The sequence below is a fragment of the Streptomyces sp. NPDC091377 genome, assembly GCF_044757045.1.
Taxonomy (GTDB): Bacteria; Actinomycetota; Actinomycetes; order Streptomycetales; family Streptomycetaceae; genus Streptomyces.
In genome coordinates, this window is record NZ_JBIVUE010000005.1 from 226,427 (window position 1) to 252,056 (window position 25,630).

Consider the following 25,630-nt stretch of genomic DNA (forward strand, 5'->3'; position numbering starts at 1 on the left):
GGCTCATCGGGTGGATCCCTCCAGTTCGGCTTCGCTCGCCACCCGCGCGGCGGCTTCCGCCTCATGGTCCAGGTTCCGGGAGAACAGCAGGTAGAGCACGCCGGCGACGATCAGGCCGACCGCGAACGAGAAGTCCGCGCCGCCGAGGGCCTCCGCCGCGGGGCCGACGTAGAAGCTCGTCGAGAAGAACGGGATCATCGCGGCGAACCCGAGGACGTAGGCGGTGACCCCGCGCCACGCCCAGCGGCCGTAGATGCCGTCCGGCTTGAGGATCTCGGCGATGGCGTACTTGCCGCGGCGCACGAAGTAGAAGTCGACCAGGTTGACCGCGGTCCACGGGACGAGGAAGTACAGCATCATCAGGACGAAGTTGTTGAAGCTGCCGATGTAGTCGTCCGGGATGAGCAGGGCGACCACCAGGGAGACCAGGCCGACCACGACGAGCCCGGTGACGCGCAGCCGCACGGTGGGGCGCACCTTGCGGAAGCCGTCCAGGGCGCTGGCGCCGGTGAGCATCGCGCCGTAGGCGTTGACGCCCATGATGGAGATCAGGGCGAGCACCGAGGCCATGACGACGATGAGGCCGAAGCCGGGGAAGAGCAGGTCGCCGACCTCGCGCAGGGCGAGGATCGGATCGGGGTCGGGCAGGTAGCTGGCGAGGATCGCGCCCAGCGACATCAGCCAGACGGCGGAGAATCCGGCGCCCGAGTACACCGCCGTGATCAGGCCCCGTGCGGGCACGTTCGCGGGCAGGTAGCGGGTGTAGTCGGAGACGTAGACCGAGTAGCTGATGTTGTATCCGGCGGCGAGGGAGAACTGCACCAGGAAGGCGGTGGTGTCCCAGCCGGCCGTGGCGGCGGGCACGTCGGCGGGGACCGGGTTGGAGCCGAAGTGGACGATGGCGACGACGGTGAGGACGGCGAAGACCACGACCAGCAGGTACGTCAGCCAGCGCTGCACGAAGTGGAGCAGGTCGTGGCCGACCACGGCGATGACGATCGAGACGGCGATCAGCACCGGGTACCAGAAGAGCTTGCCGTCCGGCAGCACCAGTCCGAGGCCCTGTTCGGCGAGGACGGTGTCGAAGACCAGGAAGCCCACGTAGACGAAGACGGTCGCGGCGAACGGCACCGTGGAGCCGCGGCTGCCGAACTGGGCGCGGGACTGGATCATCTGGGGCAGGCCCATCCGGGGGCCCTGGTTGGCGTGGAAGGCCATGAAGAACGTTCCGGCGACGACGCCGAGCACGATGGCCAGCACGCTGTACCAGACGCTCAGTCCCATGGAGGCGCCGACGAATCCGGCGACCATCGTCGGCAGGACGAAGTTGCCGGTGAACCAGAACGGTCCCTGGTGCCAGACCTTGCCGTGTCGTTCGACGGAGGGCACGTAGTCGATCGAGTGCTGCTCGATCGCCGACTCGCGCTCTGTCGCCATGTCCGAGGAGGTCATCGCCTTCCCCTATTCGTTCTCGGGGCCGGTGTCCGGCACAGGCAGGTGGTCGGGGGTCATCGCCGAGAGGATCTCGTAGGCCGTGTGGGCGGCGGCGACGGCGGTGAGCTGGGCGTGGTCGTAGGCGGGGGCCACCTCGACCACGTCGGCGCCCACCAGGCGGGTGGCGCGCAGGGCGCGGATCATCGCGAGGAGTTCGCGGCTGGTCATCCCGCCGGCCTCGGGGGTCCCGGTGCCGGGGGCGTGCGCCGGGTCGAGGACGTCGATGTCGATGGACAGGTACACGGGCCGGTCGCCGAGTCGGGCGAGCATGCGCTCGATCGCCCGGGGCAGGCCCTCGGTCTCGATCTCGGGGCTGGAGATCACGGCGAACCCGAGGCGTTCGTCGTCGCGCAGGTCCTGGCGAGAGTACAGCGGGCCCCGGGTGCCCACGTGGAGGCTGGCGGTGCGGTCGATGAGTCCCTCCTCGGACGCGCGGCGGAAGGGGGTGCCGTGCGTGACGGGGGCGCCGAAGTAGGTGTCCCAGGTGTCGAGGTGGGCGTCGAAGTGGAGCACGGCGAGCGGGCCGTGCCGCCGGGCGGCGGCGCGCAGCAGCGGCAGGGCGACGGTGTGGTCGCCGCCGAGGGTGAGCAGCCGGGTGCCGTCCCCGGTCAGTTCCGTGGCGGCGGCCTCGATCTGGGCGACGGCCTCGTCGAGGCTGAACGGGTTGGCGGAGATGTCGCCCGCGTCGGCGACCTGCTGGGCGGCGAAGGGCTCCACGTCCTGCGCCGGGTTGTAGGGCCTGAGCAGCCGGGACGCCTCGCGGATGTGCGCGGGCCCGAAGCGGGCGCCGGGGCGGTAGCTCACCCCGCTGTCGAAGGGCACGCCGACGACGGCGATGTCGGCGCGCGGGACGTCTTCCAGGCGGGGCAGCCGGGCGAAGGTCGCGATCCCCGCGTAGCGGGGACTGAGACTCGCGTCCGGGGGGCCGACCGGGGGCCGCGGGGGTTCGACGGAGTTCATCCGAACCTCGGATCTGTACCAGGAGGGAAGTTACCTATACACAACAAAGAATGCCTATTAGACAACTTGTATTCCGGGTAGTGTTTGCGCAGAGTGACCGCTCTGTCAAGGGTCGTCCGAAAGCCGAACGAGTGACGCGAGGATGTCGATGAAAGCGCTGCACCCGACGCCGTCCCCCGATCCGGTCCGTGTCGGGGCACGGCTGCGGGCCAGCCGCAAGGCCCAGGGCCTCACCATCGAGCAGGTCGCCGCCGCCACCGGCCTGACCAGGGGGTTCCTCAGCCGGGTCGAGCGCGACGAGACCTCACCGAGCGTCACCTCACTGGTCACCCTGTGCCAGGTGCTGTCCCTGCCGGTCGGCTCGCTCTTCGAGGGCGCCGACACCGAGGTGATCCGGCTCGCCGCGGCCCCCCGGCTGAACATGGGCGGGCACGGCGTGGAGGACCGGATGGTCACTCCCCGCGCCCAGTCGAAGATCCAGATCCTGCGCTCACGGCTGGAGCCGGGGGCCCACGGCGGTGAGGATCTCTACACGATCAACTGCGACGTCGAAGTGCTCCATGTGGTCAGCGGCGAGGTCTCCGTCCGCTTCACCGACCGCACCGAGATACTCGCGGCCGGTGACACCCTGACCTTCTCCGGCCGCGAGCCGCACACCTGGCACAACTCGGGCCCCGGCCCCGCCGAGGTCACCTGGACCTTCGTGCCGGCGCCCTGGAGCGGCTCCCACTGACCGGGCCCGGCCCGCCTGATACCGTGCCCCGCCTGTCCGGTGCTTCGAGCGCGGCTGCCTGCGCCGCCGTGACCAGGACGTCCCGCTAGCGGCGGGACGTTCGACTCACCCTCTTCCTGAACGTCCGGTCGCTTCGTGATCGTCCGGAGCGGCACCTTCGTGCTGATCAGATGCTCCAGGGCGCGGGGGAGGCCGTCGCGCGCACCTCGGATGGCGGTGGATCTTCCTGATCTCGGTCCCGTTCCTCCTGATCGTGCTGCTGGCGGCGGTCTTCCTGGTCGAGGGCGACCGGCCCAAGGGGGCCTGGTCCGAAGGCGACCGGCCCAAGGGGGCCGCCCACGGCGTGGCTGGCCCCGGTTCAGTCCCAGTCCCAGTCGATGCCGAGGATGCCCGGCCGTACGCCCTGCTCCACGAGGTGGACCGTGCGGTGCAGGCCGCTCAGGGTGAGATCGGTCCGGGCCCCCCGCGGCGCACCCGTCGTCGCCTGGGCGAACTTGCGGCACCGCACCGGCAGCGCGCCGTCGTCGAAGCGGACCTGGAGCACGTACTGGCCGCCCGCGTAGGTGAAGCCGCGTACGTACTCGCTGCTCGGGCCGCCGGTGCCGTCCTGGACGCCGTAGCCGAAGTAGTAGGTCTCCCCTGCGCGCAGCCGGGCGTCGAAGAGCAGTTCGGCGATGACGATCCCCGACTCCCGGTGCCAGCGCACCCGCCCGGTACGGCAGTTCTCCCCCGCGCTCACCCGCACCCGCGACGGGTCGCAGCCCGGGTCGCCGTGGTGGATCGCGAGATAGCGGTCGACGCCGTCGCGGTGGGCCCGCACGACATGCTGCGAGTCGCGTCCCAGCAACTCGCGCGCCGGGCCGATGCCCACCCGCTCGTGATGGCCCACCGTGTGCAGTCCGCCGTCCAGCGGGCTCTCCAGCTCCGCCAGCAGCTCTTCGACGGTGGCGGAGACCTCCAGCAGGGAGCGGTACGAACGGGCGGCGGGGCGCTCGGCGGTGGAGCGGGCGCTCTCCTCGCCGAGCAGCCTGACCAGTGAGTTCCCCGGGAGTTCGAGCACCTCCTCCAGGGCGCGTACGGCCCGCAGCGACTCGGGCCGCTGGGGACGGCGCACCCCCTGCTGCCAGTAACTGAGGCTGGTGACACCCACCTTGATGCCCCGGTGCGCCAGATGGTGCTGCACCCGCTGGAGCGGCAGTCCGCGCACCGAGAGCGCGGCCCGCAGCGCCAGATGGAACGGGCCGGTGTGCAGCATCTGCACCAGATCGGCCTCGGTGTGACCCATACGTACCTCCAGCGGCTTTCGGGCGCGTCCGTGTGTGCCCGGTAGGGCGCCCAGTGAACGTTCACGACGGCGCCGGGCCGCGCGGACAGGCGTCGACCGCCGTCCAGGTGACGCGGGAGAGATGCGTTCACATCACAGCCCCGGCGTTCACAGCGCCGTGTCCACCGCATTGAAGCGCGTTGACCTGCCCGCGACAAGGATTGATGCTCAGTCCGCAGCGTCCGGACGCGCTCCTCCACCCCCACCGATCCCCTCTGGGAGGACTGCCATGCGCACGACCAGGAGACGGCTCGGAGCCGTCGCCGCGACCCTTGCCGCACTCATCAGCGTGCCCATGTCGTCGGCCGCCGCCGCACCGGCCCACGACCCCGCCACGACCACCGCGACGACCGCGACGACCGCGACGAGTCAGGCGGACCCGATCTCCGCCCTCGCGGCGAAGCGTCTGAACATCACCATGCAGGCACAGCTCCAGACCAACTGGTGCTGGGCCGCGGGTGGCAACACCATCGCCGCCTACTTCGGCCGGAACTACAGCCAGAACCAGTTCTGCAACGCCGCGTTCAACCGCAGCCAGAACTCCCAGTGCCCCAACAACCAGGCGACGCTCGGCAATGTGCAGACCGGGCTGAGCTGGGCGGGCGTACGGCCCGGGTCGTACATCAACAACTGGCTGCGCTACCCGGCCGTGCAGACCGACATCGACCAGAACCGTCCCATCGAGACCAGGATCCAGTGGTCCAGCGGCGGTGGTCACATGCATGTGATCTACGGCTACGACACCGCCAACAGCTGGGTCTACTGGGCCGACCCCTGGCCGTCCAGCAGCCGCTACAACTGGGGCTCCCACGCCTGGTACGTGAACAACAACTCTTTCTCCTGGACCCACTCGCTGTACCGGATCGGGGCGTGAGCGCGATGAAGCGGACCTCGGGCACCAACAGAACGTCCGTCACCGCCGCGTTCGCGGCCTGCCTCGCCCTCGGCGCGCTCGGCACCCTGGCCGGGGCGTCCACGGCCGCCGCCGACAGCGGTACGTCCGCCCTTCCGGCCGGCAAGCCGTCGACCGCCGATCTGGCGGAGGCCAGGGAGGCGGCCACCGCTCCCGCCACACTGGACACCCTGTCCCGCTTCTTCGCCCGGGACGGGGCGGTCGCCAGGTCGGCGGCGGCGCCCCGCGCCGAGGGCTCCACGGTGCCCGTCCGCACCCTGTCGCCGGAGTTCGTGGCCGGGAAGGCGGGCGCGCCCGTGGCCCGAACGGAGTTCCTCGCCACCAAGGCGGTCGCGTCCGACGGGCAGAAGGCGTCCGTCTGGGCGGCCCCGATGGCCGGCGCGTGGCAGGTGGTGAACATCGCCACCGGTGACGACGAGTTCCGGTACGCGCAGCGGGGCGAGCGTCTGCTCCCCGGCGGCACGGTCTTCCGTGAGCCGCAGATCGACGCCTGGTTCGTCAGCAAGGGGGCGAAGGTGCTCCCGCTGGACAAGGACGCGATACGCGCGGTCGGCGCCGAGGGCAGCACGCTCGACGCCTACCGGGCCCGGGTCCGGGCGGCGTACGGCGACAAGCTGCCCGGCTCCGCGTACGCGAAGAAGGGCGTCGCCGGGGGCTATGACTCCTCCACCGAGCCGGGGGGCGAGGTGGAGGCCGCCGCGACCGTCGCGGCGACTCCCGGGGCGGGGGACGGCGGTGGCGTCACCGTGACCTCGGTCGCCGCCGGGGCGGGCGCGGTGCTCGCCGTCTCCCTGGGCGGGGTGGCGGCGGTCAGGCGCCGCGGCCGGGCCTGAGCCGCGCGGGGGCACCCGTCGCCGAGACCCGGCGACGGGTGTCCCCGTGTGTCCGGGCCCGTCCCCTCGCCTCGTCCTTCCCGCCCGGCCCTCACCCCCGGCGGGGCACCTGGGGCTGGTCGGGCCAGGGGAACGCGTACCGGGGATCGCCGCCGCGGCTGAGCCGTACGAAGCGCAGGAGTTCGCGGACGATGCCCGCGTTGCCCGCCGCCCAGCCGGTACCCGGTTCGAGGTCACCCGGTGTGGCGCGGTACGCGAAGTTCGACCAGCGGGCGCCGTCCCGGTCCCGGGTCGCACGGGCGGCGAGGTCGGCGACGAGGACATGGGCGAAGTCGTCCGTCTCCCCCTGCTCGGCGATCCGGTCGCAGGCCAGGGCGAGGACGCCCGCGGTGCCGCAGCAGCGGCCGTTGTTGTCCCAGAAGCCGGGGCGCAGCCGCCGCGGCACGCCGGAGTGGGTGACCGTGTGCCAGCAGCGGTCGGCGAGGGCCGGCCAGCGGGGGTCGGCGGTGACGTCCCGCAGCAGCCGGAAGACCTGGGCGTCGCCGGCCGGGCCGTGGCACCAGCCGTAGCTGAGGGGTTCGACGACATCGGGCCGGTACAGAGGGGTGGAGTGCGTCACCAGGAAGCCTTCCGGCCCCGCCTCGTCACGTGCCACCACGTCCGCGGCACCGGACAGCGCCAGTTCGACCAGGTCCGTACGCCCGGTGGCGGCGCCGATCCGGGCCAGCGCCAGGACGATGCCCAGCGTGCCGTGCGAGAGGTGGTGCAGCCGGGAGTCGATGTCGGGGCGGTGTGCCCACTGGACACCCGCCGGGGTGGGCTCCGCCGTCCGCAGGTACGGCTCGACGGCGCTGACGGCCAGTTCGGCGTCACCGACCAGCAGCGCGCCGAGGCCGATGCCCGCGTTGCCGCCCATCAGCTCGAACAGCACGCCCCAGCGCGTCCCGTCGAAACGTGACCGCACGGTCTTCAGCGCGCGGTCGGCGGCGGTGCCCGCGGCCGTGTCGCCGAGTTCGTCGTGAACGGTCCGCAGGACGACGGCCATGCCCGTGCGGCCGAAGTACAGGGAGTCGTCCTCGGCGCCGTCGACGGCGTTCACGAGGCTGCGCGCCGCGCGCAGGGCGGCGTCGGCGTAGGAGTCGTCACCGAAGTGCCGCCATGCCTCCAGGAGCACGGGGACGATCCCGGCCGTACCGCCGTAGAGCATGAGGTCGACGTCGTCGTCGGAGGGTTTGGCCGGCCAGGCGAGCCCTCCCCCGGGGGTGTCGCGCGCCGCGGCGGTCAGCCACCGCAGGCCGTCCGCAGCGAGTTCCTCGATCTCGTCGACCACCACGACCGTGGCTTCTGGTGCCGTCATGGGCCCACTCTCACACTGTTGCGGCGGCCGACCGACAGGGGGGCCACCGGCGGATCTTCGCCCACGGCTTCGCCGCCAGGTGCCGGCGCGGTGGCCGCGCGAACAGAAACGGCGCCCGCTCCGTCGTACTCATACGGCCGGTCACCAGGACCGGGCGCACGGCGCGGGGGCGGTGTTCCGCCTTCGCCGCATCCACGGAGGAGAGTCGATGAGCCCTGTCGGACGGACCGTGCCGCTGGTGGCACTGCTTGTGTCGACCGTCGCGTGCACGGCGGGCGGCGGTGGACAGGGCGCGGCGAGCTGCGCGTTCACGGTCCGGTACCAGGAACGAACCTATCTCGACGTCTCCGACGTGGAGTTCACGGTCGGAGAGCGGCTCGGTGACGCCACCCTGCCGCCCTGCGACGACACCGGCGGCTCGGACGTGACCGAGGAGACGGCGACCACCCTCAGCGCCTACGCGGTGGACGGCATCCCGCCCGAGGTGGCGCTGGCGGTCGGGGACGCGCCCGACGACACCCGGCTCGTCGCCGTCGGTTCGGGCCGTACCCTGCCGCCCCGGATCCAGGATCCGCTCGACCGCCGGTGACCAAGGGTGGGGCGCGGGCCGGCCACGGCCGGCGCGTGTCACGTCCGTGGCCGGTCGTCCGCCGGTGGTTCAGGCGCGGAGCCGGGCCGTCAGGCCGTCGAGGACCCGGTCGAGCCCGTACGAGAAGTCGTCGTCGCGGATCTGCCGCGGGGGTACGTCCTGCCGGGCGGAGTTCCCGTCCCGCAGCCCCGGGTGCTGCCGCGAGGCGTCGTCGTAGGCCGGTCGCAGGTCCGCCACCCACTCCTGCTCGGTCCTGCCGCTGCGGGCGATCGAGGAGAGGTACGCGGCCTCGGAGGTCGCGATCCCGATGACGTAGGCCGTGAGCGTCCCGACGGCCTGGTCCTTCTCGTCGGCGGGGAAGCCCGCCGCCTCGAACTGGGCGAGCAACCCCGCCGACATCCGCATCGCGTTGGGGCCGATGTGGACCAGGCCGACCTGGCCCAGTTCCGGCGCGATCCAAGGGTGGCGCAGGGTCATCGCCCGCAGCCCGGCGGCGATGCCGGTGACGGCCGCGCGCCACCGGGCGCGGTCGGCGGTGGCCGGCAGGTCCAGTTCGCCGTAGATGTCGTCCACGACCAGCTGGATCAGCTCGTCCCGGTTGGCCACGTGCCGGTAGAGGGACGTGGCCGCGGTGTTCAGACGGCTGCCGAGCTTGCGCATGCTGAGCGCCTCGATGCCCTCCCGGTCCAGCAGTTCGATGGCCGCGGCCACGATCTGCTCGCGGGTCAGTTGCTCCCGCTGCGGGCGGCCGGGCCGGGTCCACACCGATGCGGTCGGCTTCTCGTCGGCTGCCATACGGCCCTCGTTCCTGCTCGTCCTGTGGCTTTCCCTCACCGTAGCGCACGCCGTACGCATCTTGCGTACACCGTTAACCCGTGCGTACAGTGTTCGCACAGAGAGAACGCTGTACGCATCACAGGGGAGCCGACATGCCGAAGAACGTGAGCTGGGACGAGCAGGGCGACTGGGACGCCAGGGGCACGTGGGGGGCGCGCACCTCCGCGGGCCGGAAGCTGGACCTCGCCCACTGGCAGGCCCGTCTCGACGCGCTGCGCGCCGAGCACCACGTCCCGGGCGCGTCCCTCGCGCTCCTGGTCGACGGCACCGTCCACGAGTTGGCCAGCGGTGTGCTGCACCGGGGGACGGGGGTGGAGGCGACGACCGACTCCGTCTTCCAGATGGGCTCGATAGCCAAGATCTACACCGCCACCCTGATCATGCGGCTCGCCGAATCCGGTGAACTGGACCTGGACGCCCCGGTCGTGGAGGTGATGCCGGAGTTCTCGGTCGCCGACCCGGAGGCGACCAGGGTCATCACCATCCGCCAGTTGCTCAGCCATACCAGCGGTCTCACCTGCGACTTCACCCACGACAGCGGGCGCGGGGACGACTGCCTGGCCGGGTATGTCGAGGCCGCGCGGGGTGTGGCGCTCGACTGCCCGCCCGGCACCGTGATCTCCTACAGCAGCGTCGGCTACAACGTGCTCGGCCGGATCATCGAGGTGGTGACCGGCAAGGTGTGGGACCAGGCGCTCAAGGATCTGCTGCTGACCCCGCTCGGCCTCACGCACACCATGACGCTGCCCGAGGAGGCGTTGCGGTTCCGGGCGGCGATGGGGCACCTGGGCGCACCGGGCCAGGACCCGGACCCGGCACCGCAGTGGGACCTGATGCCGCGCTCGGCGGCTCCCTACGGCAGGGTCATCGCCACGGCGGGAGACCTCGCCCGGCTGGCGCGGATGCATCTGACCGGCGGGCTGGCCGAGGACGGCACACGCGTGCTGCGCGAGGAGACGGTCGCGATGATGCGGCACCGGGTGGTGGACTGCCCCGACAAGTGGACGGTCAGCTCGGACGGCTGGGGCCTGGGCTGGACCCTGTACGACTGGAACGGCGTCCAGGGCTACGGGCACGACGGCGCGTCCATCGGCCAGTACGGCTATCTGCGGGTGGTGCCGTCGGCGGGCGTCGCGGTCGCGCTGCTCACCAACGGCGGTGGCGCGCGGGAGGTCTACGCGGCCCTCTACCGTGAACTGCTCTCCGCACTCGCCGGGGTCACCATGCCGGAGCCCTTCGCCCCGCCGGCCGAGCCTCCCGCGGTCGACTTCGCACCGCTGGTCGGCACCTACCGGCGCGAGGGTGTGGTCATCACCGTGACCGAGCGGGACGGCGCGGGCCGGGTGCGGTACGAGTTCGTCGACGGCATGAAGGACTTCTCCGAGCCCCTCCACATCGATCTGCTGCCGGTGACGGAGACGGTCTTCGCCGGTACGGGGGTGGGCGCGGCCTTCAGCGAGGACTACATGCCCGTGGTCTTCTCCACGCTGCCCGACGGCACGGACTGCGTGTACATCGGCATGCGCTGCGGCCCCAGGGCCGCGTAGCGGGTGCCGGGCCGGTGGGACAGGAACGGGCCGCCCCCGGCACATGCCGGGGGCGGCCCACTCGCCCGAGGGCGGCCGGAGGTTCAGACGCCGGCGACGGACTGGATCCAGGAGCGGTACGCCGTCACGTTGGTGTACGCGGTCGTGGTCTGCCGGTCGCTGGTGGAGGCGACACCGACCTGGAGGCCGTTGGCCATCATCGGGCCGCCGGAGTCGCCGCCCGCGGTGATGCCGTCGCCGCGGCGGGCGCAGATCGCCGAGCCGTTGTACGCGTCACGGCAGCCACCGGTCACGATGACGTTGGCGACCTTCAGGAACTGGGACTGGCAGTTGATCTCGGAACCGCACTGGGAGGTGGCGCCCCAGCCGTACACCTGCACGGTCTGGTTCACGGAGACCGAGCCCGGCTGGCCCAGCCGGGCGTAGGTGGCGGAGACCGAGCGGTCGAGCCGGACCAGGGAGAGGTCGGAGGACGCGTGGTTGTAGACGGCGGAGGCGTTGGCCAGGGTGCCGCCGCTGGTCTGGTCGAGGCTGCCGATGCGGAACGAGAGCCCGCCGCCGCTGACACAGTGCTTCGCGGTCAGGATCCAGGTGGGCGCGATGATCGAGGCGCTGCACGTCTGCCGGCCGTTGGAGAACAGCCGGGCCGCCCAGGGGGCGTTGCTCGCGTAGCCGCCGCCGATGATCGGCAGGGCCTTGGTGCCCACCTCGACCTGGGGCGCGCTCTGCGCGGGCGGCGCCGGGGTCTGCGCGGAGGCGGTGGGCGCGAGAGCGACCACGGAGAGCGCGGCGGTCGCGAGAGCGGGGACAAGTCTGCTGAGACGCACGGGTCTTCTCCATCGTGTGGGGGGTGGAGCCCTGCGGGGATGCACAGGTGAAGCATGGACGGACAGGGATTCCTGTGGCGTCCATGACAACTGAGGCTGGGGAGAATCTGACAGAACCCGCACCGCCCGCACAAGGGGGCGACCCACGCGACTTGCGAACGGCCCCACTGCCACCGCTCCCATGCAGCAGGCGCCTTCCGTCCGACCCTCGATGGCCGGGCCGCCGCGGACCGCCGCGGACCGCCGCGCGTACGCCGTCACCCCACCCCTGACGGGGCGTCCTCGGACGTGCGCCCGGAACCGTCAGGGCACGGGGCCGGGACGACGGCCCTTCGCGGGTGCCGGGCGGGTACGGCTGACGGTCCGGGCGCGCCGGAGGACCGCCGCGGCGCGGCTCTGGTTGCGGTGCCTGTACAGGGACCTGCTCAGATACATCAGGGCATGATCCGCGGGGACCAGTCGCAGACTCGGGTAGTGGTCGAGGAAGACGTTCCAGTGGTCGCACGACTCCTCCAGCCGCCCGAGGGGCAGCAGGGTCGCGGCGAGCCGGGCGTGGGTCAGGGCGCCCGATCTGCGCCGGTCCTCGCCCCGGGCCGAGGCGGAGGAGCCGAGCGACCGCACCGCCCGCTCCGGCTCCCCGAGGGCCAGCAGCACCTGTCCGCGCTGGTAGTCGAGCCCGGCCTGGGGGTACGAGTCGAAGGGCGCGGCCCGCTGTGTCGCGCGGCCGAGCTGGGTCTCCGCGGCGGCGAGGTCACCGACCGCACGGCGGCGTCGCCGCGCGTGGGCGTGGGTGACGGCGCGCTGGCTGAGCAGGAACGAGAGGGTGGCCGGGTCGGCGGACCGCCCGGCGGCGTCCAGCGCGGTGTCGGCGAGCTGCGACGCCTTCTCGTGGAACCCCAGGTGCAGGGCCTGGACGCTCATGGCGCGCAGGGTGATCGCGTACATACGGCGGTCGTCGGCCTCCGAGGCGAGGTCGAGCGCGGTGGTGAAGTAGCCCTGGGCCAGACCGGGGTGTCCGGCGTCCATGGTCATACGGGCCAGGATGTGGGTGAGTTGGGCGGCACAGACGAACAACTCCCGGCGCAGGAAGGATTCTGCGGGGGCGGCCAGCAGACGGCCGATGTCGTCGGCGAGGTAGGCGGCCAGCGCGGTCCTGGCGTGGGCGCCGCCGTGCCGCTCCATCAGGTCGTTGAACACCTGGCACATCTCCCGCAGGACCTGGATCTCCTCGGCGGAGACCCGATTGCCCTTGCCCCGCGGCTTCGTGGGAGCGGGGTGTCCGGGATCCCAGGCGAGGGACTCCACGGCGCTCAGGCTGTACGCGGAGACGGTGAGCTGGGGCCGGCGGGCGGGGTCGGTGTCGGTGCGGGCCAGGATGGTCAGCCGGGCCGCGGCGTCGTCCGTCACGGCCGTGGCGGGAAGGGACAGCTCGTCCACGGCGCTCCAGGGACCGGTGAGGCCGGTCTCCTCGGCGGTGACCAGGCGTTCGGTGCGGCGACTGAGGGCCGACGCGACCAGGTCGGGGACGGGCGGCCGGGGCCGGGAGCCGGTCAGCCAGTGCGCGACCGAGGTGCGGTCGTAGCGAAGGGTCACGCCCTGCGCCTTGCCCAGCGCGTTGACGGCTCTGGCCAGCTCCGCGGCGTTCCACTCGGCCTCGGTGAGCAACAGGGCCAGTGCACGGTTCGGTTGACGACGCACCACGGGCGGGTCTCCTCGGCATGAGGTGCGCCTCGTGGTGTCCGGCTGCCGCCGGTGCGAGCGCGCGACGATCGCGGAAGCGGGTTCGAGGAGGTGCCGACGGGTGCCGCATGGATCAGCCCCGATTGTCCCCGCACCATCATCCCGCCGTCGGCATCCCGCGGAAAGCCCGTGATACAGGAATTTCTTTTGTTTTACGGTCCCTGGACCGTCGTCCCTCGACCCGCCGGGCAGGACGACGCGCCGGCCGGGCGCGCCAAGTGGGCACAACCGGCTACCGAAGGAGCACAAACGGGTACGCCTACCGGGCGACGGCCGGGTGCCGTGCGCCGACAAGCGCACATGTCGTAGGGGGGATATCCGCGTCAGCGCATGACGGTTATGGATGAATCTGCGCATCTCCCGGCGAATCACCGGAACCGAGACATCACTCTGCTCGCCGGAATCCAAGAACGATAAGGTGCGGGTTCGGGCGCTCTCCGCTGCGGCGCGCATCGACGGTCTACAGCGCGGCGAAGAGGGGCACGAAGTGAAGCGACGCCAGAGATACGCCCCTGAGATCAGGGAACTCGCCGAGGCCGAAGGCACCCTCGCGGCGCGACAGGTCATCCAGCCGTGGGTGCACGCCATGATCGCCGCCACCTGCGCGGTCGTGGTGTGGGTGATCCCGGCGGAGGACGCCCGGGCCGTGGCCTTCGCCTCGGTGGTCTATCTGCCGCTGTTCGCGGCCGTGGTGGCCGTACCGCTCGGGCGGACCGTCTGGCTCTACAAGCTGCCCGAGGAAGCGGGATCCGATGCCGACGCCGATGAGGTGAAGGAGGCGGGGCCCCGGGCCTACATGTGGGGTCTGGGCATCTCCATCTCCCTGGCCGGAGGCATCGGCGCGGTGGTGGCCGCCCTCGTTCCGGCCTCCTGGATACGCTGGCTGCTTCCCGTCCTGGGTGTCTTGGCCGTGGTCGAGGCGGCACACCGTGACCGGGGCCAGTACCGGCGGGCCCGCAAGGTGGTCCGTGCGGCGGCCGCCACCCCCTGGTACGACGACTATCACGCGGTGATCCGCGAGCGGCGCGAGCGGGTTCAGGGGCCGGGCCGACGGAGTTGATACGGACCGGGTGAGCAGGGCCCGGCCGGTGTGGCCGCCTCGGGGGCGGTGGCGAGCGAGGTGGTCGGGGTAAGTGAATCCGCGGCTCGACTCGGCGACGTCGTCGCCCACCTCGCCTCGCCGGGGCTCGTACACCTCAGGTGGCCCGGACGCGCGAGCCCCGTGGGACTCATCTGTCCGGGCCACCTGTTCAGCGGCTCGTTGCCCTCGGCCCGCGGGTCAGTGGGACTGACTCACGCGGGTGTCGTCCCGGTCCGGGGTCCGGTCGGAGGGCCGCCCGGTGTCGGAGTCCGGTGGCACGGCAGGTGAGGCGACCGGTCGGGCACCCTGGTCGAAGACGGAGCCGAGGACGACCACGACGGCTCCGGCGATGAGGATGAGCGAGACACCCCAGGTGGCGTTGGTCGCGCTGGCTCCGACGATGGCCAGGGCCGCCAGCGGGGCCAGTCCGCCCGAGAGGGCGGCGCCGATCTCCCGTCCGGTGCCGACCCCGCTGACCCGGACGTCCGCCGGGAACTGACGGGAGAGGAAGGAGCCCTGCGGGGCGAACATGGCCGGTGCCAGGACGCCCGTCGCGATGATCAGGCACAGCCAGATCACGACGGAGTTGCCCGTGTCGAGCAGGACGAAGAACGGGAAGGCGAAGAGCGCCGAGGCGATTCCGCCGCCCGCGAGCACCTTGCGGCTGCCGAAGCGGTCGCTGGCCCAGCCGAAGAACGGCACGGCGACGATGGCGGTGGCACTGGCCAGGGTGATGCCGAACGCGCCGACGCTCGCCGAGACATCCTGGAAGTCCGCGAGATAGGCCAGGGAGAAGGTCTTGAAGATATAGCTGAGGGCGTTGTATCCGAGGGAGACGGCCAGCACGACGAGGAGGCCGCGCCGCTGCTTGCGCAGCAGGGTGACGAACGGCAATTGCTTGGCGGCTTCCCGCTCCTGCTTCTTCTTGCTGTCGTGGAAGTCCGGGGACTCGGGCACCCGGCGCCGTACCCACAGACCGATACCCGCGAGGGCGAAGCTCGCGATGAACGGCACGCGCCAGCCCCAGGTCAGCAGGGTCTCCTCGTCCAGGCTGGTGAGCACCGTGACGGTCAGCGACGACAGCAGCAGTCCCAGGTTGAGGCCCAGTGCCGGCCAGGCGCCCTGACGGCCGCGCCGGTTCTCGTCGGCGTGCTCGTAGGCGACCACCGCCGCGCTGGCATACTCGGCGCCGGAACCGAGGCCCTGGAAGATGCGGAGGACCACCAGGGCGATGGGCGCCACGACGCCGACGCTGTCGTAGGTGGGCAGCAGGCCGATCAGTCCGGTGGAGACGCCCATCAGGACGAAGGTGATGATCAGTACATTCCGTCGGCCGATGCGGTCGGCGAGGTGGCCGAACATGATGCCGCCCAGCGGGCGGGCGAGGAATCCGGCCGCGAACGTCGCGAAGGCGGCCATGGTCCCGGCCGCGTCGTCGGTCTGCGGGAAGAAGATCTTGCCGAAGACCAGCGCGGCCATGGAGGCGTAGAGATAGAAGTCGTACCACTCCAGCGCGGATCCCACGATGGTGGCGGTGGCGACCCGGCGGCGGGCGATGGCGGGGGGTGGTCCGGGGTCCTGCGCGGCTGTGTGCGGGGCGTTCGCCATGAGCTGTCCTCGATCACCGTTGAAAGAGAGAAAAGGGGAAGGGAGAGAAAGAGAAGGGGTGCGGGGGGTCGGTTCGGCGGGGAGCCGTCAGGCCGCGGCGGACTCCGCGCGCACGGTCCGGGCGGCATCGCCGTGGCCGAGCTGTTCGAAGACGTCGGCCGCGATCCGGCTGCCGATGTGGAGGCTCGATGTGGCCGCGGGGGACGGTGCGTTGAGCACATGGACGGCGCGCGGGGTGCGGCTGATGACGAAGTCGTCGACCAGTTGCCCGTCCGCCGTGACCGCCTGGGCGCGTACGCCGCTCCCGTGCCGCCGCATGTCCCTGCTCTCGATCTCCGGGAGCAGCCGGCGGACGTCGCGGACGAAGAGCGGCCAGATCAGCGACCGGCTGATCTCGGTGACCCCGTGCCGCCAGAAGCGCCGCGCGAGACCGCGCAGGGCCGGGTCCCGCAGCAGCTCGCCCACCATGCGGGGATCGACGTCGCGCCAGCGGTAGCCCTGCCGGGCCAGGGCGGGCACGGCGTTGGGCCCCACGTGGACCGAACCGTCCAGCATGGGGGTGATGTGCACCCCGAGGAAGGGGAGTTCGGGGTCGGGCACGGGGTAGACGGGGTTGTTGACCAGCCCTCGGCGGCCGGGCCTGATCTCGGCGTACTCGCCGCGGAAGGGCATGATCCGTACCGCCGGGCGGTCACCGGCCGCCGCCGCGATCTTGTCGCTGTGCAGGCCCGCGCAGTTCACGAGGGTCCGGGCCCGGAGTTCCCCGTCGGGCGTGTGGATCACGGTCCGGTCCGCGGTGGCGGTGAAGGAGAGGGCCGGTGACCGGGTGCGCAGTTCGGCGCCGAGTCCGGCCAGCTCGGCCGCCAGCGCCCGGCACACCCCGCCGAAGTCGGTCATCGCGGTGTCGGCGACCGCCAGCGCGGCGACCCCGGCGACATGCGGCTCCCGCTCGGCGAACTCGGCGCGGCTCAGCCGCCGTACCGTGACGCCGTTCGCCCGGCCGCGCTCCGCGAGCGCGTCCAGGCCGGGGAGTTGGGCCGTGGAGGTGGCCACCACGAGTTTTCCGGTGCGCTTGACGGGCACCTCGTGCTGCTCGCAGTACCGGATCATCTCCTCGCCGCCGGCTCGGGCGAGCCGGGCCTTGAGGGAGCCGGGCGCGTAGTACAGCCCGCTGTGGATGACGTTGCTGTTGTGTCCGGACTGGTGGGCGCCCCAGTGGGCTTCCTTCTCCAGGACCGTGACGGACAGGTCGGGCCGGGCCCGTAGCAGGGCCCGGGCCGTGGCGAGCCCGAGCAGCCCTCCTCCGATGACGGCGACGTCGACAGCACGTGACATCCGGCAGCCCTTTCTGGTGGCGCAGATTCGTGATGCGCTGCGACTGTATACAGTCGCAGCGAGTGGGTGATGAATGTAACCAGCCGCTGCGTCGGTGCACAAGGGATAGAGTGTCGAGGTGACCCGAGCAGCCCGGACCCCCAGCACGAGCAACAGCGCCGGCGTCATCGCCGAACGGCTGCGCACCGCCATCCGCGACGGCGGACTGCTCCCGGGCACCCGCCTGGTGCAGGAGAAGCTCGCGACCGAGCTGAAGGTGAGCCGTATCCCCCTGCGCGAGGCGCTGCACGCGCTGGCCTCCGAGGGGCTGGTCGAAGTGCAGCCGCAGCGGGGGATGGTCGTCGCCGAGCTCAGCCGCGGTGAGATCGCCGAGCTGTTCGAACTGCGCCTCCAGATGGAACCGCTGCTGGCCGACGAGATCATCCGCGGCTGCCGCGACCGGGACATCGACGAACTCCAGGACCTCGCCGACGAGATGCGCCGGCAGGGCGCCGACGCCGCCGGGCGGGCCTCGCTCAACTACGAGTTCCACCGGCGCGTCTACGCCCTCTCGGAACGGCGGCTCACCCTGCGCTTCGTCGACCAGCTGCTGCACCTCGTGGAGCCGTACAGCCGACGCTGGGCGCGCTCGGGCCACGACCTCGAACGCATCGACGACGAACACCAGCAGATGGTGGACGCGTTGCGCGACCGTGACGCCGGGGCGCTGCGCCGTGCGATCACCACGCATGTCGAGGGCGCCCGCGATCACGTCATGGCCGCGCAGCGAGGAGAGTGACCGCCGGACCGGACCGGACCGGACCGTGGCCGACGACCGGACCGCGCCCGGCGACCGGGCTCGTCCGGCTCGTGGTCATGAGGTTCACGGTGTGATGACGCGGCCTCGTCGCCCTTGCCTGTACCCATGACCCGTACCCGGGCCCGGCCCGGCCCGGTCAGAGGTCGGGGCGCATGGCGGAGCGGCCGGACAGGTGCGGCGGAGCCGGGCGGCAGTAGCGGTGGATGAGTTCGGTGTGGTCGGGGAAGCGGGCCGCGAGTTCCTCGGACCGGGCCAGGGTCAGGTCGGCGTAATCGAAGCCCGGGGCGACGGCTTCGCCGAGGAGGGCGTGGTCCCCGCCGGTGAGATGGGCCGCCTTCCAGACCCCTCCGGGCACGGCGAGGGTGAGGATCTGCCCCTGCCGGGGGTCCTGACCCAGGACAGCGGTGGTGTGCCGGCCGTCCGGGTGGAGGAGATGGTAGGTCACGGGCTCGCCGTGCTGGTGGAAGTGGATGATGTCGGACTGGTTCAGATGCCAGTGCCCGAGGGGACTCCAGTGGGTGAGGAGGTACTGGATGGAGGTCAGGGTGTAGCGGTCGCCGCCGGGTGTCCGGACGTACGGGCGGTGGTCCGCCTGGAAGATCCGCCGAAAGTACCCGCCCTCCGCATGCTCTTCCAGGCGGAGGATGTCGATCCAGTGCTGTGCGGTGAGCACGGTGATGTCCTCCTGTGGTCGGAGCCCCCGCACGGCCTGTTGCCACCCGGTGCCGGCAGGCGGGTGTCGGTCTCAGGGCTCGGGGTGTGCAGTCGATCGTGGAACAGGATCATCCAGGCCGCGAAGGGCGGAATGGGCGAACGGCGTTATTGTCCACCGTTCGCGGTCGAGTCGGGTCGCGTCGTGGCGGGGTGGGGCGGGGTGGGGCGGGGCGGGTTCATGTCCGCGGGCTCCGTTGGGGGCCTGGGCCGACCAGGCCCACGGGCAGGGAGGCCAGGGCGAGCGCCACCGTGACCCACAGCAGCGGAACGATGCCCGCTCCTTCGACGACGAGGCCGCCGACGAACGCGCCGAGGGCGATGGAGCCGGTGAACACGCCCACATACAGGCCGGTGATGTGCTCGATGCGGTCCGGGGCGGCGGCAGTCATCCACAACTGCGCACCGACGGAGAGCCCGCCATAGGCCACACCCCATAGGGCGATCGCGATCCCGGCCGCCAGCGCCGAGCCGCCGAACAGGGCCAGGATCGCAAGCGCCGCCGTGATCCCGGTGGCCAGCAGCAGCACGGTCCGGCGCGGCTTGCGGCCGGCTGCGGCTCCGGCGGCGAAGTTGCCGACCAGGCCGAAGACCCCGTAGAGCAGCAACAGCAGTGCGATCGCGTTGGCCGACATCCGGGGCAGCTCTTCCAGGGCGGGCCGTACATAGGTGTAGGCGGCGAAGTGCGCGGTGACCAGCAGGACGACCACGACGAGCCCGGTCACGACCGCCGGCCGCAGCAGCGGCCTCCGCTGCCCCGTCTCGCTCGCGGTGTCGTCGGCTGCTGGGCTGCGCAGCTTCGGCAGCGCGAACAGCAGGACGGCAGCGAGGGTCAGGGCGATCACGGTGAGTGCCCCGAACGCGGCCCGCCAGCCGTAGGCGTTGCCGACGAGAGTGCCCAGCGGCACGCCGAGCACCGAGGCCGAGGCAACACCACTGACAGCGAAGGAGACCGCCAGGGCGATGTTCCGGGGTGCGACCAGGCGGGTGGCCACCGCGGAGGCCATGCCCCAGACGACGCCCATGCCGACGCCGAGGATGACACGGGAGACCATCAGCGTTCCGAAGCCGTCGGCGATCGCCGTGAGCCCGTTGCCGACCGCCAGGACGACCATCGCGACGGCCAGTACGACGCGGCGGTCGAGGTTGCCCAGCAGCCTCGGCAACACCGGGGCGGTGACCGCCGAGACCAGACCGGTGATGGTCAGGCTGATACCCGTCGCACCTGATGAGATGCCGAGCCCGTCGGCCATCGGGGTCAGCACCCCGACCGGCAGCATCTCGGAGGTCACGACCAGGAACGTGCTCAGTGTCAGCACGCCGACGGCGACCCACTGGGGCAGGGTGGTGCGCTCCTCAGGGGCAGTGTCTGTTGATGGCAGGAGAGAACTCATGCTGTCCAGTCCATCGCCGCCCGGAGCCGGGAACAACAGCGATCTCCTCATCGATCGATGAGTCAGACTGATTGATCGGTTGATAGCCTGGTTCCCATGAGCGGCCCACGTCCGACGATGCACCAGGCGAATCTGCAGCAGATCGAGTGCCTGATCACCCTGGCCGAGGAACTGCACTTCGGCCGGACCGCCGAACGGTTGGGCTGTTCACAGTCGCGGGTCAGCCAGCTCGTCGCAACCCTGGAAACCCGCGTCGGAGCCCGCCTCGTGGAACGCACCAGCCGCCGGGTCTCCCTCACCCCTGCCGGTGCCCGGTTCGTCAAAGAGGTCCGCCCCGCCTACCGGGCGCTGCTGCGCACCTTCGACCACGCCCGCGAACGAGCCATGCGCGGAGCCGTGGAGGAACTGCGGATCGGATTCACCGGCATGGTCTACGAGGAGGTCACCGCGACCTTCCGCTCCCTGCACGACCAGCATGGAGTGGCCGTCCACACCACCGACCTGCCCCTGGGCTCGCCGTTCACCGCCGTGCTCGACGGCGAGGTCGACGCGGCGATCGCCGAACTCCCGGTGCACGAACCCGAACTGACGGTCGGTTTCCGGTTCCCGCCGCAGGATCAGTTCGTCGTCCTCAGCGCCGATCACCCCGTCGCGGAACGCGAAACGATCGACGTGGAGGAGCTGGCGGAACTCGACCTGCTGCACCGCACCGGAAACGCCCCCGACTACTGGAAAGCCGCCCGCACCCCATCCGTCACACCCTCCGGTGTGCCGATTCTCTCCACCGCCGGGATCACCACGATCCAGCAGGGCATGGCCCTGGCCGCGTCGGGCCGGCACGCGATGCTCGCCTGCCGGCCGCTGACCGAGCACCACGCCCGCACCGACCTGCGCTTCCTGCCGGTGCGCGGTCTTGAGCACACCAGCCAACTCGGTCTCGTCTGGCGCTCCGACCGCACCAGCCCACCGCTGATCGCACTGGCGGAACTCCTCAAGCAGGCGGGTCAGCCCGCCGTCGGAATCGGACCGGAAGCCCCGTAGACGGTCAGGAGTACCAGGTGGGTTCCGGTAGTTCGCCGGTGAGGACGTGACGGCCCACCTCGCGGCGCTTGTAGGCGACCGGGTCGTGCAGGGTGTGGGTGCGGACGTTGCGCCAGAAGCGGTCGAGGCCCTCGGCGGAGGCGGTGGCGCGGGCACCGGTGACCTCGAAGATCCGGCTGGTGACCTCCAGGGCGACCTCGGTGGCGTGGGCCTTGACGGCGGCCACCCGGACCTCGAACTCCCCGCGCGCCTGCTCGGTGACGGCGTCGGGGTCGTCATGCAGGGCCTGGCCTTCGAGGGCGACCGCATCGGCCAGGGCCTCGGCCGCCCAGAGCTTGGCGGTCAGGTCGCCGTAGATGTCGATGACGTAGGGCTCGTCCACCGCCTGCTCGTATCCACCGTGCAGCCAGGAGCGCGACTTGGTACGGGTGTAGGTGGCGGCGGTCTCCAGTGCGCCCTGCGCGATGCCCAGGTAGAAGCTGACGAAGACGAGCTGGATGATCGGGACGTTGAGGGTGTTGTAGACGCGCGGCTGGAACTCCTTGTCCACATAACCGGCGGCAGAGCTCCAGGGGGTGCGTACGCCGTCGAGGGTGACTCCACCGCTCTCGGTCAGGCGCTGGCCGATGTTGTCCCAGTCGTCGTGGAAGGTCAGGCCCTCGCTGTCGGAGGGGACGATCGCGAAGACATGCTTGTCGGTGCCCTCCAGAACCCCTTCGAGCACGGTGACGTCGGAGACCTTGCTGCCGGTGGAGAAGCTCTTGCTGCCGGTGAAGACCAGGTCGTCGCCGTCCTCGGTGACGACGACGTCGTGGTCGCGCGGGTTGACCGCGCCGCCGAAGAACCACTGGTTGCGGGCGGCCTCGGCCTCGACGAACTCCCACTGTTCGCGGGTGGCGACCAGGCGGCCCGCCCAGTTCCACAGGTAGTGGTAGCCGAGAAGCTGGCCGATCGAGCCGTCCGCCTTGGCAACCTCGCGGACCACCCGGTAGGCGGTGGTCCAGTCCTGGCCGGCTCCGCCGTGCTCGACCGGTCCGAGCAGGGTGACCAGTCCGGAGTCCTTCAGCAGGCGGATCTCGGTGTGCGGGGTCGCGCCGGCCTTGTCCCGGGCGGCGGCGTCGGTGGCCAGGACGGCGGCGACCTCGGCGGCCCGCGCGATCCAGCCCTGGGCGTCCTCGGGGGTGGGGGCGCCCTGCCACTGCGTCGTAGCGACGGTGCTCATCAGTGAGACCTCTCTTCTGTGGTGCTGTGCGGGGTGGGTGAGGGTGCGTCAGGCGAGTGCCGGAGTGGCCTCGCCCTGGTCGGTGGACTGCTGTGCCTCCAGCTCGCGGACCAGGGGGAGTACGCGGCGGCCGAAGTACTCCACCTCCTCCAGGTAGTGCAGGAAGCCCAGCAGCAGCAGGTCCACGCCGCGCCGTTTGTAGGCGACGATGCGCTCGGCGATCTGCTCGGGTGTGCCGATGAGGCCGGTACGGAAGCCGTCGTTGTACTGCACCAGATCCTCGAAGCTGGAGTCCTGCCACATGCCCTTGCGGTCACCGGTGGACTGTCCTGCCTGTTTGACGGCCGCGCCGAAGCCGCGTACCGCCTCGATGTCGGCCTTGGCGACGATCTCGCGCAGGGTGTCGCGGGCCTCGGCCTCGGTGTCGCGGGCGATCAGGAAGCCGTTGAGGCCGAAGCGGGGCGCGGGGCGTCCGGCCGCCGCGGCGGAGGCATGGACGTCGTCGATCTGCTCGGTGACACCGTCGAAGTCCTTGCCGTTGGAGAAGTACCAGTCCGAGACGCGTCCGGCCATGGCCCGCGCGGCGGTGGAGTTGCCGCCCTGGAAGATCTCCGGGTGCGGGCGTTCCGGGGTGTTCAGCGGCTTGGGCTTGAGTGTGAAGTCATGGATCCGGTAGAAGTCGCCGGACTGCTCGACGTGGTCCTCCGTCCAGATCGCCCGCAGTGCCCGGATGAACTCCTCCGAGCGGCGGTAGCGCTCGTCGTGCTCCAGCCATGGCTCGCCGAGGGCGAGGAACTCGTCCTTGAACCAGCCGCTGACGACGTTGACCGCGAAGCGGCCGTGGGAGAGATGGTCGGCCGTGGCACCGAGCTTGGCCAGCACCCCGGGCTGCCACAATCCGGGGTGAACCGCGGCGATGACCTTCAGCCGTTCGGTGGCCAGGAGCAGGGCGAGGCTGAAACTGGTCGACTCGTGCTGGAACTCGGCGCCGTAGCCGGCCATGTAGCGCACCTGGCTGAGGGCGTACTCGAAGCCGTTGTTCTCGGCGAGCACCGCGAGCTTGCGGTTGTACTCGTAACCCCAGTCGGTGCGTTGCTCGATCCGACTGGTGACCAGACCGCCGCTGACGTTGGGCACCCAGTACGCGAAGCGCACGGGGTCGGCGGAGAGTGGAACGGGCATGGCGACTCCCGGTACGGAAGGTGAGGAGGGCATGGCGGAGCGGGGCACGCCGGACCGGCCCGGCGCCGGTGGGGGCAGCACAGTCGAGGCAAGGAGGGGCGAGGGAGGCGGGGCAGGGCAGCACGGCGGGGTCAGGGCCGGGCGAGAGCAGCAGGGCCAGGGGACGTCAGCGGGGACGGCCGCGGCCCGGAAGGATCACGGGCTCGCGAAACGGAGCGGGTGGAGCGGGCCGCGTCTCAAGCGGCGCGACGACAGAAGGCACTGGCGACGCGGGCGAGGTCGATGTGCCGCCTCCGCGTGAAGTCCTGTCGCGTGCTCATGGGAACTGCTCCCAGCCGTGGGACGGGCGGCTTGTGCCGCTTCAGCAGAGTATCCATCCCTACCTGTCAGGTCGAGTAGGCAATGGCGAGGGTTCACCGATCGGCGTGCTGCCCTCCCGATCGATCCCCCGCCCACATGGCGCCCCGACGCACACCCGCGCCCAGAACTATGGTGCCCCACCACATACGCCTGTGACCTGTGCTTTCCTAGCGTGTGGCGACACGGAAACGTCCCCGTCAACTGCCAGGAAGTGGTGCCGATGTCGTCCCCCTCCCCTGCTCCACCAGCTCCTTCCAACCTCAAGCGCATCGTCGGCGCCAGTCTCATCGGCACCACCATCGAGTGGTACGACTTCTTCCTCTACGGCTCCGCCGCCGCCCTCGTCTTCAATGAGCTGTTCTTCCCCGACTCCGACCCGCTCGTCGGCACGCTGCTGTCCTTTCTGACGTACGCCGTCGGCTTCGCGGCACGGCCGCTCGGGGCGTTGGTCTTCGGGCACTACGGGGACCGGCTCGGGCGTAAGAAGCTGCTGGTCCTGAGCCTGCTGCTGATGGGCGGGGCCACCTTCGCGATCGGGCTGCTGCCGACGCACGCCACCGTCGGCTCCGCCGCGCCCGTCCTGCTGACCGTGCTGCGACTGGTGCAGGGCTTCGCGCTCGGCGGGGAGTGGGGCGGCGCCGTCCTGCTGGTGTCCGAGCACGGGGACGCCCGCCGGCGCGGGTTCTGGGCGTCCTGGCCGCAGACCGGGGCGCCCGCGGGGCAACTGCTCGCCACCGGTGTGCTCTCGTTCCTCACCGCCGTGCTGTCGGACGCCGCCTTCACCAGCTGGGGCTGGCGCGTCCCCTTCCTGCTCTCCGGAGTGCTGGTCGTCGTAGGACTGTGGATCCGGTTGTCCGTCGACGAGTCGCCGGTGTTCCAGCAGGCCCTCGCGCAGGCCGAGGCGCGGAAGAGCGAGGCGCGGAAGGGCGAGGCGCGGAAGGGCGAGGTGCGGAAGGGCGAGGCGCGGACGTCCGGGTCGGCCGCCGAGCGGATGCCGCTCGTCTCCGTGCTGCGCCATCACTGGCGTGATGTCCTCGTGGCCATGGGCGCGCGCATGGCGGAGAACATCAGCTACTACGTCATCACCGCGTTCATCCTCGTCTACGCCACCACCTCCGCCGGGTTCTCCAGGCAGGCCGCGCTGAACGCGGTGCTCATCGGGTCGGCGGTGCACTTCGCCGTGATCCCGCTGTGGGGCGCCCTGTCGGACCGGATCGGGCGGCGGCCGGTGTATCTGCTGGGCGCGGCCGGGGTCGGGCTGTGGATGTTCCCCTTCTTCGCCCTCATCGACACGGCGAGCTTCGGCAACATCCTGCTCGCCATCACCGTGGGCCTGGTGCTGCACGGGGCGATGTACGCGCCCCAGGCCGCCTTCTTCTCCGAGCTGTTCGCGACCCGTATGCGGTACTCCGGCGCCTCCATCGGCGCCCAGTTCTCCTCGGTCGTCGCCGGCGCCCCGGCCCCGCTCATCGCCACCGCCCTCCTCGCCGACCACGACAGTTCCACCCCCATCGCGCTGTACGTGATCGCCGCCGCCGTGCTGACACTGATCGCCGTGGGGGTGGCCAAGGAGACCCGCGACCGGGATCTCAACGACATCGGGCCGTCCGCCGACGGCAACGGTGACGGTGACGGTGACGGGCAGGATCTTGGCTCCGCATCGGGGTCGGGACGTGGCTCCGGCGCGGGTGAGAAGGCGGACGTGCGCTCTCTCTGACGCCCCCGGTCACCCGGCTCCGGCCC

Annotated in this window: 23 protein-coding genes; 9 read left to right on the forward strand and 14 right to left on the reverse strand. The window is 71.3% G+C overall.

The features are described 5' to 3' along the window. Positions 1 to 3: 3 nt before the first annotated feature. A complete protein-coding gene (locus ACIQNG_RS13460; RefSeq protein ID WP_401484721.1) occupies positions 4 to 1,452 on the reverse strand; it encodes a purine-cytosine permease family protein in 1,449 nt (482 codons plus the stop codon). A gap of 9 nt (positions 1,453 to 1,461) precedes the next feature. Continuing rightward, a complete protein-coding gene (speB, locus tag ACIQNG_RS13465; protein ID WP_401484723.1) occupies positions 1,462 to 2,454 on the reverse strand; it encodes an agmatinase in 993 nt (330 codons plus the stop codon). A gap of 148 nt (positions 2,455 to 2,602) precedes the next feature. Between speB and ACIQNG_RS13470 the strand changes: the two genes are divergently transcribed. Then, a complete protein-coding gene (locus tag ACIQNG_RS13470; RefSeq protein WP_401439954.1) occupies positions 2,603 to 3,187 on the forward strand; it encodes a helix-turn-helix domain-containing protein in 585 nt (194 codons plus the stop codon). A gap of 358 nt (positions 3,188 to 3,545) precedes the next feature. On the opposite strand, the gene ACIQNG_RS13475 is transcribed toward ACIQNG_RS13470, so the two are convergent. Next, the gene (locus ACIQNG_RS13475; protein ID WP_401439956.1) at positions 3,546 to 4,472 is read right to left on the reverse strand and encodes a hypothetical protein; all 927 of its coding nucleotides are present in this window, start codon (positions 4,470 to 4,472) and stop codon (positions 3,546 to 3,548) included. 268 nt (positions 4,473 to 4,740) lie between these two features. On the opposite strand from ACIQNG_RS13475, the gene ACIQNG_RS13480 reads away from it, so the two are divergent. Together ACIQNG_RS13480 and ACIQNG_RS13485 are read left to right on the forward strand one after the other, a co-directional pair. Beyond that, on the forward strand, positions 4,741 to 5,385 hold the full coding sequence (locus ACIQNG_RS13480) for a papain-like cysteine protease family protein (protein ID WP_401484726.1): 645 nt from the start codon (positions 4,741 to 4,743) through the stop codon (positions 5,383 to 5,385). 5 nt (positions 5,386 to 5,390) lie between these two features. Continuing rightward, the gene (locus tag ACIQNG_RS13485; protein ID WP_401485103.1) at positions 5,391 to 6,257 is read left to right on the forward strand and encodes a hypothetical protein; all 867 of its coding nucleotides are present in this window, start codon (positions 5,391 to 5,393) and stop codon (positions 6,255 to 6,257) included. 91 nt (positions 6,258 to 6,348) lie between these two features. Here ACIQNG_RS13485 and ACIQNG_RS13490 read toward each other — a convergent pair whose 3' ends face one another. Beyond that, positions 6,349 to 7,614: a lanthionine synthetase LanC family protein gene (locus tag ACIQNG_RS13490; protein ID WP_401484728.1), complete on the reverse strand. Its 1,266-nt coding sequence runs from the start codon at positions 7,612 to 7,614 to the stop codon at positions 6,349 to 6,351. A 208-nt stretch (positions 7,615 to 7,822) separates the two neighbouring features. Between ACIQNG_RS13490 and ACIQNG_RS13495 the strand changes: the two genes are divergently transcribed. Beyond that, positions 7,823 to 8,203 (forward strand): DUF6281 family protein, encoded by a 381-nt coding sequence (locus ACIQNG_RS13495; RefSeq protein ID WP_401439960.1) that lies wholly within the window; start codon positions 7,823 to 7,825, stop codon positions 8,201 to 8,203. Between the two features lie 69 nt (positions 8,204 to 8,272). Here the strand turns inward: ACIQNG_RS13495 and ACIQNG_RS13500 are convergent, their stop codons facing one another. After that, the gene (locus ACIQNG_RS13500) at positions 8,273 to 8,998 is read right to left on the reverse strand and encodes a TetR/AcrR family transcriptional regulator (protein ID WP_401484731.1); all 726 of its coding nucleotides are present in this window, start codon (positions 8,996 to 8,998) and stop codon (positions 8,273 to 8,275) included. Between the two features lie 134 nt (positions 8,999 to 9,132). On the opposite strand from ACIQNG_RS13500, the gene ACIQNG_RS13505 reads away from it, so the two are divergent. Then, a complete protein-coding gene (locus ACIQNG_RS13505) occupies positions 9,133 to 10,587 on the forward strand; it encodes a serine hydrolase domain-containing protein (RefSeq protein WP_401484733.1) in 1,455 nt (484 codons plus the stop codon). 83 nt (positions 10,588 to 10,670) lie between these two features. Here the strand turns inward: ACIQNG_RS13505 and ACIQNG_RS13510 are convergent, their stop codons facing one another. Beyond that, positions 10,671 to 11,414, reverse strand: a complete 744-nt coding sequence (locus tag ACIQNG_RS13510; protein WP_401484735.1) for a S1 family peptidase — start codon at positions 11,412 to 11,414, stop codon at positions 10,671 to 10,673. Between the two features lie 303 nt (positions 11,415 to 11,717). Next, positions 11,718 to 13,115 carry a hypothetical protein gene (locus ACIQNG_RS13515; RefSeq protein ID WP_401484737.1) on the reverse strand — a complete coding sequence of 466 codons (1,398 nt, stop codon included), beginning with the start codon at positions 13,113 to 13,115 and terminating at the stop codon, positions 11,718 to 11,720. Between the two features lie 382 nt (positions 13,116 to 13,497). Here ACIQNG_RS13515 and ACIQNG_RS13520 point away from each other — a divergent pair, with 382 nt between their 5' ends. Further along, the gene (locus ACIQNG_RS13520) at positions 13,498 to 14,214 is read left to right on the forward strand and encodes a hypothetical protein (protein ID WP_401484739.1); all 717 of its coding nucleotides are present in this window, start codon (positions 13,498 to 13,500) and stop codon (positions 14,212 to 14,214) included. Between the two features lie 219 nt (positions 14,215 to 14,433). Here ACIQNG_RS13520 and ACIQNG_RS13525 read toward each other — a convergent pair whose 3' ends face one another. Both ACIQNG_RS13525 and lhgO read right to left on the reverse strand, forming a co-directional pair. Beyond that, a complete protein-coding gene (locus ACIQNG_RS13525) occupies positions 14,434 to 15,843 on the reverse strand; it encodes an MFS transporter (RefSeq protein WP_401484741.1) in 1,410 nt (469 codons plus the stop codon). An 87-nt stretch (positions 15,844 to 15,930) separates the two neighbouring features. Next, complete coding sequence (gene lhgO / locus ACIQNG_RS13530) at positions 15,931 to 17,178, reverse strand: L-2-hydroxyglutarate oxidase (RefSeq protein WP_401484743.1); 1,248 nt, start codon at positions 17,176 to 17,178, stop codon at positions 15,931 to 15,933. 118 nt (positions 17,179 to 17,296) lie between these two features. Here lhgO and ACIQNG_RS13535 point away from each other — a divergent pair, with 118 nt between their 5' ends. Continuing rightward, positions 17,297 to 17,956 carry a GntR family transcriptional regulator gene (locus ACIQNG_RS13535; RefSeq protein ID WP_401439974.1) on the forward strand — a complete coding sequence of 220 codons (660 nt, stop codon included), beginning with the start codon at positions 17,297 to 17,299 and terminating at the stop codon, positions 17,954 to 17,956. Between the two features lie 157 nt (positions 17,957 to 18,113). Here ACIQNG_RS13535 and ACIQNG_RS13540 read toward each other — a convergent pair whose 3' ends face one another. After that, positions 18,114 to 18,650, reverse strand: a complete 537-nt coding sequence (locus ACIQNG_RS13540) for a cupin domain-containing protein (RefSeq protein WP_401484745.1) — start codon at positions 18,648 to 18,650, stop codon at positions 18,114 to 18,116. A gap of 217 nt (positions 18,651 to 18,867) precedes the next feature. Further along, positions 18,868 to 20,082 (reverse strand): MFS transporter, encoded by a 1,215-nt coding sequence (locus tag ACIQNG_RS13545; RefSeq protein WP_401484748.1) that lies wholly within the window; start codon positions 20,080 to 20,082, stop codon positions 18,868 to 18,870. Positions 20,083 to 20,178: 96 nt separating this feature from the next. On the opposite strand from ACIQNG_RS13545, the gene ACIQNG_RS13550 reads away from it, so the two are divergent. Then, on the forward strand, positions 20,179 to 21,123 hold the full coding sequence (locus ACIQNG_RS13550) for a LysR family transcriptional regulator (protein WP_401484750.1): 945 nt from the start codon (positions 20,179 to 20,181) through the stop codon (positions 21,121 to 21,123). A 4-nt stretch (positions 21,124 to 21,127) separates the two neighbouring features. Here the strand turns inward: ACIQNG_RS13550 and ACIQNG_RS13555 are convergent, their stop codons facing one another. From ACIQNG_RS13555 to ACIQNG_RS13565, 3 genes are all read right to left on the reverse strand, one after another. Beyond that, positions 21,128 to 22,345, reverse strand: coding sequence for an acyl-CoA dehydrogenase family protein (locus ACIQNG_RS13555; protein ID WP_401484752.1), 1,218 nt, complete (start codon positions 22,343 to 22,345; stop codon positions 21,128 to 21,130). A gap of 48 nt (positions 22,346 to 22,393) precedes the next feature. Continuing rightward, positions 22,394 to 23,527 (reverse strand): dimethylsulfone monooxygenase SfnG, encoded by a 1,134-nt coding sequence (sfnG, locus tag ACIQNG_RS13560; protein ID WP_401484754.1) that lies wholly within the window; start codon positions 23,525 to 23,527, stop codon positions 22,394 to 22,396. 236 nt (positions 23,528 to 23,763) lie between these two features. Continuing rightward, entirely contained in the window at positions 23,764 to 23,904 is a 141-nt protein-coding gene (locus ACIQNG_RS13565) for a putative leader peptide (RefSeq protein ID WP_401439981.1), read from the reverse strand. 203 nt (positions 23,905 to 24,107) lie between these two features. On the opposite strand from ACIQNG_RS13565, the gene ACIQNG_RS13570 reads away from it, so the two are divergent. After that, the gene (locus ACIQNG_RS13570; RefSeq protein WP_401484757.1) at positions 24,108 to 25,604 is read left to right on the forward strand and encodes an MFS transporter; all 1,497 of its coding nucleotides are present in this window, start codon (positions 24,108 to 24,110) and stop codon (positions 25,602 to 25,604) included. Positions 25,605 to 25,630: the final 26 nt, after the last annotated feature.